The organism is Bradyrhizobium sp. Leo114, assembly GCF_055229415.2.
The window spans coordinates 20,037-27,931 of record NZ_JBUYEN020000074.1 but is presented as its reverse complement, the minus strand read 5'-3'; the positions used below and the strand labels follow the sequence as shown (position 1 = coordinate 27,931).

General features: G+C 65.6%; 6 protein-coding genes and 2 pseudogenes. 3 read left to right on the top strand and 5 right to left on the bottom strand.

Going from position 1 to position 7,895, the window contains the following annotated elements:
• Nucleotides 1-167: 167 nt before the first annotated feature.
• The 5 genes and pseudogenes from ACZIRK_RS41440 to traC form a co-directional block, all read right to left on the bottom strand.
• A pseudogene (locus tag ACZIRK_RS41440) lies at nt 168-548 on the bottom strand (transposase); the annotation flags it as partial.
• Nucleotides 481-858: a thermonuclease family protein gene (locus ACZIRK_RS41435; protein WP_165435614.1), complete on the bottom strand. Its 378-nt coding sequence runs from the start codon at nt 856-858 to the stop codon at nt 481-483. The gene ACZIRK_RS41435 and the pseudogene ACZIRK_RS41440, both read right to left, overlap by 68 nt.
• A gap of 34 nt (nt 859-892) precedes the next feature.
• Nucleotides 893-2,815, bottom strand: coding sequence for a Ti-type conjugative transfer system protein TraG (traG, locus tag ACZIRK_RS41430; RefSeq protein ID WP_130230776.1), 1,923 nt, complete (start codon nt 2,813-2,815; stop codon nt 893-895).
• Entirely contained in the window at nt 2,802-3,017 is a 216-nt protein-coding gene (gene traD, locus ACZIRK_RS41425; protein WP_130230788.1) for a type IV conjugative transfer system coupling protein TraD, read from the bottom strand. Before traD ends, traG begins: the two co-directional genes overlap by 14 nt.
• Nucleotides 3,018-3,021: 4 nt before the next feature.
• Nucleotides 3,022-3,318, bottom strand: coding sequence for a conjugal transfer protein TraC (traC, locus tag ACZIRK_RS41420; protein WP_130230778.1), 297 nt, complete (start codon nt 3,316-3,318; stop codon nt 3,022-3,024).
• Nucleotides 3,319-3,594: 276 nt separating this feature from the next.
• Between traC and traA the strand changes: the two are divergent.
• The 3 genes and pseudogenes from traA (at nt 3,595) to ACZIRK_RS41405 (ending at nt 7,883) form a co-directional block, all read left to right on the top strand.
• Nucleotides 3,595-6,902, top strand: a pseudogene (gene traA / locus ACZIRK_RS41415) (Ti-type conjugative transfer relaxase TraA).
• On the top strand, nt 6,899-7,498 hold the full coding sequence (traF, locus tag ACZIRK_RS41410) for a conjugative transfer signal peptidase TraF (RefSeq protein WP_130230782.1): 600 nt from the start codon (nt 6,899-6,901) through the stop codon (nt 7,496-7,498). Before traA ends, traF begins: the two are co-directional and overlap by 4 nt.
• Complete coding sequence (locus ACZIRK_RS41405) at nt 7,419-7,883, top strand: nitrilase-related carbon-nitrogen hydrolase (protein ID WP_463703005.1); 465 nt, start codon at nt 7,419-7,421, stop codon at nt 7,881-7,883. Before traF ends, ACZIRK_RS41405 begins: the two co-directional genes overlap by 80 nt.
• Nucleotides 7,884-7,895: the final 12 nt, after the last annotated feature.

Below are 7,895 nucleotides of genomic sequence, written 5' to 3'. Positions count from 1 at the left end.
AACGAAACGGCTTCATTCGCCGTCAGCCCGGCGTTCCCCGAAGCATCGAGATTCTCCTGCCACCCGAAAACTTGCCGATCCTCGAATGGCTCGGTATCAAAACGTCAAAATCACTGTGATGAACCACTAGTTCAACACCGATCGGGACATCCCCGATTGACCCGAGGTCACCACGACCACCGTCCCAGCGGGATATCGCCGGCCCGGCGGACCGGACCAGGAGCTTGCAAGAGAAGTTCAGGCTGGCTTCGTCTGCCCCATTCGAACGATGTGCCGTCGACCCAGATGCAGTGCAAAATCACGGCGATCTTGCGGGCAATGGCGACCTTTGCCTTCCTCATGCCGATCCGCTTTGCGAGCTTCATGCCCCAGGCCTTGAGGGAAGACCATTTCTTTGTTCGATAAAGCAGGACCGTCGCGGCCTCGAACAGGTGGGTTCGGAGAAGCCTGTCGCCCCATCGAGATATCTTGCCATTGGTGTCAGTTTCGCCGGATTGGTTGCGCCGCGGTGTCGCGCCAGCCCGAGACCAGCGTGAAGCCGCCGGCCTTCAGCAGGGCCAGCATCCGGTCGCGGGCGATTTCGCCGATCTGCTTCTCGCTCCGGCATCGCGGCGAGAAGATTTCCGGGGCGTTGATATCAGCGATCCTGATCTTGTCGCGCCCGAACCAGAATGTGTCCCCGTCGACGACGCAGTTCACGCGGATCGGCCCGTCGCAGCGCGTGAAACGGGCGCTCAGCATATCGCCCTCCCGAGGCGCCGGGATGACCGACGTCGTGGTCTCGTACCGATCCGGCAGATCCGGCGAATGCCGCGAGGGGACACCGATGGCGACCGCCAGGATCGCAATGATCGCCATTGGTTGGCTCCCACAACAAGAAAGCGCGGCGCCGTCATGCGTTTTCTTCCGGTTGGAATCGGTTCTTTCCGACGCAAGCCCTCATGTCGTCACGCCGGAACCAGAGGGCGCGGCCGCACCGGAGCGGTGCGTTGCCGGCAGTGAACACGATCTGTTCGTCGGCGCGCATACGCAGCACTTCGTGCGGCTGGATCAGCGGCCCCGCGGCCAGCTGCTTCGAGCGCGTCCGCGATGAACCTGACGCCTGCGACGAGCGGCTGACCTGGTCGATCTCGACCGTGGTCGTGCCGCATCGCTTCGAGATGTAGTCGGCGGTTTCCGGGTCGTTCACGGCCGCGAAGGCGATCCAGCTCGCGCTCTCGAACCACTTGCTCGCCGCGTCGCGGCCGCCATAGGTTTCGCGCATCTGACCGATCGACTGGAACAACAAGAGGAGCGTGATGCCGTATTTGCGGCCGGCGTCGCGGGCGGTCTCCAGGATCCGCATGAAGCCGAGGCGCGCCACTTCGTCGAGCAGGAACAAGGCCGGTCCCGTCACCTCTCCATTGCGGTTGTAGATCGCGTTCATGAAGGAGCCGATGATGACGCGGGCGAGTCCGGCATGGGTCTCCAGCGTCTTCAGGTCGAGATTGATGAACACGTCGGTTGCGCCACCGGCGAGATCGTCGCTGACGAAGGTTGAGCCGGACACGAGCGCGGCATAGTTCGGATAGGAAAGCCAGTGGGTTTCCTTCACGGCGTTGGCATAAACGCCGCTGAATGTCTCCGGCGTCATGTTGACGAAGACGGCAACGTTCTCCTTCACGAAGGCCGATTCCGAATTGTCGTAGATCGCCTGCAGGCGCGCCCGCAGCTTGGGCTCCGGTTCGGAGAGATTGGCGCGGACCTGGCGAAGCGTCTGGTTCTTGTCTTCCGTATGCCCTGACAGGCAGACGTCGGCGATCAGCGCGGTGAGAAGCTGCAGCGCCGAGGCGCGGAAGAAATCGTCCCGCACGCCGCGCACGCCGCCGCTGTCGCTCATGATCCAGGAGGCGACGGCGGCGATGTCCTCCTCCTTCGAGCCGCCGAACTGGCCGATCCAATCGAGCGCGTTGAAGCCGGTTCCTGGCTCTCGTGGATCGAGCACATGGACCGTGCGCCCCGCTGCTCGCCGGTGGTCGATCACCATCGGCGCGACCTCGTTGGAGGGGTCGAGCACCACGAGCGCGCCGCCCCATTTGAGCGCGGTCGGGATCGTCACCGACGTCGTCTTGAAGCCGCCCGATCCGGCGAAAACGATGCCGTGCGAGGAGCCGAAGGAGGCGTCGAAGCAGAGTAGCGGCGCGCGGCCGCCGTGCCCCCAACTCTCACGGTCCATGGCGCGAAACGGTTGCGTTGCCGCGCTGTCTTTGTCGACACGATAGCGTTCACCGACGAGGATGCCGCCGGCGTCGGGAAAGAGCCGTGAGGCCTCCTGCATGGTCATCCAGTCCGCATCGCCGTGCAGTGCGCGCCGACCGCGAACGCGCTTTGGCATCGGCGTGGTGAAGGCGGCGTTGCCCTTCACGGCAACGCGTACGGCGAAGATGCCGGCGACCAATATCGCGCATGCGGCGACAATGATCGCCGGTTCGACCTGCGCCAGCGGCGACCGGCCGGATGCGGCCGGGATGGGAACCCCGGAAAGGCGCATTGCCTCGCGCGCGACAGCGATGGAAATCGCCAATGCGCATCCCGCGAGGACGCTCCGCGCCGCGGTACGGATGTTCGCGGAGCCTGCGGTGGCGAACAGGAAGATGACGCCGATCCCTGCTGCCGCGATATAGGGCATGGCAATCCCGGCGCGGGCGACCAGGAGGCGCTGCGCCTCCGTCTTGCCGAGGCCGGCGAGACTATACTCGATGCCGGTCAATCCAATGACCGTGCCGAGCATCAGCGCCACCGGCACGATCAGCAGAAGGAGCCTACTCGCCGTCACGGCCGAACGCCTCCACCCCGATCGCGGCAAGCCGAGCCCGCTCGGCTACGCCGGTTCTCAGCCGACGGCGAAGTTCGATCAGCGCGCCGAGCAGCACCGCGCGCTTCTCGTAGCGCAGCCCCGCCTTTGCGATCAGGCCGCCGAGCTCGATCTTCTCGCGCGTGTCCTTCTTGCGGGCTTCGGAGGATGATGCCTGCCGCATGCGCTCATACCTCGCCAGCGCCATTCGCATGCGCACCAGACGCGACCTTCGCGGCGGGAGCGCTCGTATCGCCTCCGGCCTCGGCTCCCTTCCTTCCGGTCGCCTTTCCGGCTTTCCCGCGAAACCGGCCGGCGAGATCCTCGAACGCGGCCAGAAGCTCGCTTTCCTCGATCTCGATGTCACCGAGTCCGGCCCTGAGCGCGATGCGCCCGATCCGCTCGGCCTCGCGTGTCTCTGCGGCCTTCAACTGTTCCTGCAGGCGAGTGATTTCCTCGCGGATCTTCGACGACGGTTTCTTCATTTCCGGTTGAGCCTTCGTGCTGGGCAGTGTTGCTGGACTGCGCGGAGCATTTCCGAAGTCGCCGGCCCAGGCGACTCATAAAAAAGCTAGTCGGCAAAGCCGACGTCGCCTGAAATCATCCCGGCCGCTCGATGAGAGCGGTCCAAGGGCGCAGTAATACGTCGCATCCGCGACGTCCTGCTTTCTCACCTGCCGGGGGCGCCTGCCCCCGGCGCGGCCCTGCCGCCGCTCCCGACGAGCATTCGTGTTCCACCTCGTCCGGGAGATCGCGCCGCTTTGGCCATCACGCATTTCACGCCCCAGCTCATTTCGCGCGGTTCCGGCCGCAGCGCCGTGCTGTCGGCAGCCTACCGGCACTGCGCGCGCATGGAGCATCGGGCGGAGGGGCGGACCGTCGACTATTCCGCCAAGCGGGGCCTGCGGCACGAGGAATTCCTGTTGCCGCCGGATGCCCCACAATGGGCGCGTGCATTGATTGCCGACCGCTCGGTCGCCGGCGCCGCCGAGGCGTTCTGGAACGCAATCGAGGCTTTCGAGAAGCGGTCAGATGCGCAGCTCGCCAAGGAATTCATCATCGCCCTGCCGGTCGAACTCACCATCGACCAGAACATCACCTTGGTGCGGGAGTTCGTCGCAACCCAGGTCCTCGCGCGCGGGCAGGTCGCCGACTGGGTTTTCCATGACGAGCCCGGCAATCCGCACATCCATCTGATGACAACGCTTAGGCCGCTCGGTGAGGACGCATTTGGGCCGAAGAAGGTGCCGGTTATCGGCGATGAAGGCGTGCCTTTGCGCAACGATTCCGGCAAGATCGTGTACCGACTCTGGTCGGGCGAGAAGGCCGAGTTCCTCGCGCAGCGCGAAGGCTGGCTCAACCTTCAGAACAAGCATCTGGCGCTCGCCGGACTCGATGTTCGCGTCGACGGCCGTTCCTATGCCGCGCGCGGAATCGATCTTGTCCCGACGACGCATATTGGCGTGGCCACGACGGCGATCGACCGGAAAGGAGAAACGGCGGGGTGGTCGCCGAAGCTCGAACGCGTGGCGCTCCACGAGGAGCGGAGGGCCGACAATCGCCAGCGGATTTTGCGGCGTCCTGAGATCGTGCTGGACCTCGTCACGCGCGAGACGAGCGTCTTCACCGAGCGTGACATCGCCAGGGTGTTGCACCGCTATGTCGACGATGCCGGCACCTTCCAGCACCTGATGGCGCGCATCTTCCAGAGTCCGGATGTGTTGCGGCTGGAGGGTGAGCGCACCGCCCTTGCGACCGGAATCCGCGAGCCCGCCAAATACACGACGCGCGAACTCATCAAGCTCGAAGCCGAGATGGCGCATCGCGCCGTCTGGCTTGCCGACCGATCCTCGCATGGCGTCCGGGAGAAAGTACTGGCGGCGACCTTCGAGCGCCATGATCGTCTGTCGGAAGAGCAGCGCGTCGCGATCGCCCATGTCGCCGGTGAGGGGCGGATCGCGGCCGTGGTCGGGCGCGCCGGCGCCGGCAAGACCACCATGATGAAGGCGGCGCGCGAAGTGTGGGAAGCGGCCGGCTATCGTGTGGTCGGCGGCGCGCTTGCGGGTAAAGCTGCGGAGGGCCTGGAGAAGGAAGCGGGCATCGCCTCACGCACGCTGGCTTCGTGGGAGCTTGCCTGGTCGAACGGGCGCGAGCAACTCGACGACAAGACCATCCTTGTCCTCGACGAGGCCGGCATGGTGTCGTCGCGGCAGATGGCGCTGTTCGTCGAAGCGGTTGTGAAGACCGGCGCAAAACTGGTGGTCGTCGGCGACCCCGATCAGCTTCAACCGATCGAGGCCGGCGCGGCGTTCCGCGCCATCGCGGAGCGCACCGGCTATGCCGAACTCGAAACCATCTATCGCCAGCGCAAGCAATGGATGCGCGATGCCTCGCTCGATCTCGCGCGGGGCCGCGTTGCCGAGGCGCTGCAGGCCTATGGCGCGAACGGCAAGCTCGAAGCGCGCAAGTACAAAGTGCAAGCTGTCGCGGCGCTGATCGAGGACTGGAACCGGGATTATGATCCGGCGAAGTCGATGCTGATCCTTGCGCATCTTCGGCGCGATGTCCGTGTCCTCAACGAGATGGCGCGGGCGAAGCTGATCGAGCGTGGCATTGTCGAAGACGGCCATGCCTTCCGCACCGAGGACGGTCTGCGCAGCTTCGCAACCGGCGACCAGATCGTCTTCCTGAAGAATGAAGGATCGCTCGGCGTGAAAAACGGCATGATCGCCCATGTCGTCGAGGCGCGCCGGGCTGGTTCGCGGCGATGATCGGCGAGGGTGAAGCACGGCGCCGCGTCGAGGTCGATCAGCGCTTCTATGCCAACGTCGACCACGGTTATGCGACCACGATCCACAAGAGCCAGGGCGCGACCGTCGACCGGGTGAAGCTGCTCGCCACGCTCTCGCTCGACCGGCATCTTGCCTATGTCGCGCTGACCCGCCATCGCGAGGATGTCGCTCTCTACTACGGGGCGATTTCATTCGGGAAGGCCGGTGGGCTCACCAAGATCCTGTCGCAGAGCCGGGCGAAGGAAACCACACTCGACTATGTGCGCGGCCCTTCCTATCGCGCCGCGCTGCGCTTTGCTGAAGCGCGCGGTCTCCATCTCATGAGTGTCGCCCGCACCCTCGTCGCCGACAAGGTCCGCTGGACCGTCCGGCAGAGCTCGAGGCTCGCCGATCTCGGATCGCGGCTCCTCGCGCTCGGCACCCGGCTCGGCCTCGGCGCCGCCCGGAAACCGAGAATCCCCAACAGCGCAAAGGGAGCAAAGCCGATGGTCGCCGGCATCACCACATTCGCCAGATCGATCGACCAGGTTGTCGAGGACAAGCTCACCGCCAATCCCGGCCTGAAGAAGCAGTGGGAGGAGGTCTCGACCCGCTTCCGCCTCGTCTTCGCCGATCCGGAAGCCTCGTTCCGCAAGGTCGATGTCGACAGCATGCTGAAGGACAAGGCGGCTGCACAATCCACCCTGTCGAAACTCGCGGAGAAGCCCGACAGCTTCGGCGCGCTGAACGGCAGAACCGGCCTTCTGGCCAGCCGTGCCGACAAAGAGGACAGGCAGAGGGCGGACCTCAACGTGCCCGCGCTCGCCCGCGATCTCGAACGTTTCTTGCGCCTGCGCTCGGAGGCGGAACGTCGCTATGAGGCCGAAGAGCGCGCCGCCCGGCTGAACGTCGCCGTCGACATTCCGGCGCTGCCGCCATCGGCGAAGCAGACACTCGAGCGCATCCGCGACGCCATCGATCGGAACAATCTGCCGGCGGCCCTGGAGTTCGCGCTCGAGGACAAGATGATCGGGGCGGAGCTGGAAGGTTTTGCGCGTGCCGTGTCCGAGCGGTATGGCGAACGCAGCTTCGTCGGCCTCGCGGCAAAGGACACTGATGGCAAGACCTTCGAGGTGTTCTCGGACGGGATGAACGCTGCGCAGAAGGAGGAGCTCAAGGCTGCCTGGCCTGATCTGCGAACCGCGCAACAACTCGCGGCACAGCAGCGGAGCGCGGAGGCCCTGAAGGAAGCCGAAACACGTCGTCAGACGCAGTCGAAAGGTCTGTCGCTGCAATGATCTCGATCATCGACCGGAGAGTGGAGTCACAAATCGCGGAGGCCGCGACCGGAAAGAAAACGTCCCTTCAGCGTCGGCGAGCATCCGCGATCATGGGGGCCGGCGGCGTGGCGATGATTGCGATCGCCGGCATCGCCTGGCTCGGCGGCTTGCGCCTCAACCTGACGCCAAGCGAGCCGCTCGGGCTGTGGCGGATCGTGCCGATCGATCGGCAAGTCGTCGCCGGCGATCTCGCGTTCGTCTGTCCGCCGCCTGGGCCGGTTTCCGTCTTCGGCCTCGAGCGCGGATACTTTCGGCAGGGATCGTGCTCCGGCGGCGCCGCGCCGCTCATCAAAGCCGTCGTCGCGGTCTCGAGTGCCCACATCGAGATCGGCGCCGCCGTCATGATCGACGGCGTGCTGCTGCCCCGTTCACGCCTTGGCCCCGTCGACGGCCGGGGACGACCGCTTTCGCCTTGGGCGGGTATTGTCGTTCCGCCCGGCCATCTCTTTCTCCACTCCCCTTTCGCAGGTTCCTGTGACTCCCGGTACTTTGGGCCGGTCCCGGAGGCCGGTCTCCTCGGCCTGGCGCGGCCGATCCTCACCGTCGATCCCTGATCGCCGGCGCACCGCCTTTCTCGCCGTCGCGGCGGCGCTTGGCTGGTCAGGCGATACGGTCCTCTATCGCGCCCGCATGCCTGTGCCCGTGTCGAGCTGGCAGCCCTGGCGGACATGGCTCGGGGAGAGCGGCGGTGCGCGAGCGACCTTCTTCGCAGATCCCGTCGTCGACATCGCCGGCCGCCGGGTAGCGTCGCTGATCTGCTACGAGCAGCTTCTGATCTGGCCGGTCCTGCAATCGATGCTGCACCGGCCGGATACGATCGTCGCCATCGCCAATGGCTGGTGGGCGACCGGCGCCTCCGTCCCCGCGATCCAGCGCGCCGCCGTCGAGGCCTGGGCTCGGCTGTTCGGTCTTCCCCTCGTCACCGCTTTCAACAGCTGAACAGGAATTCGC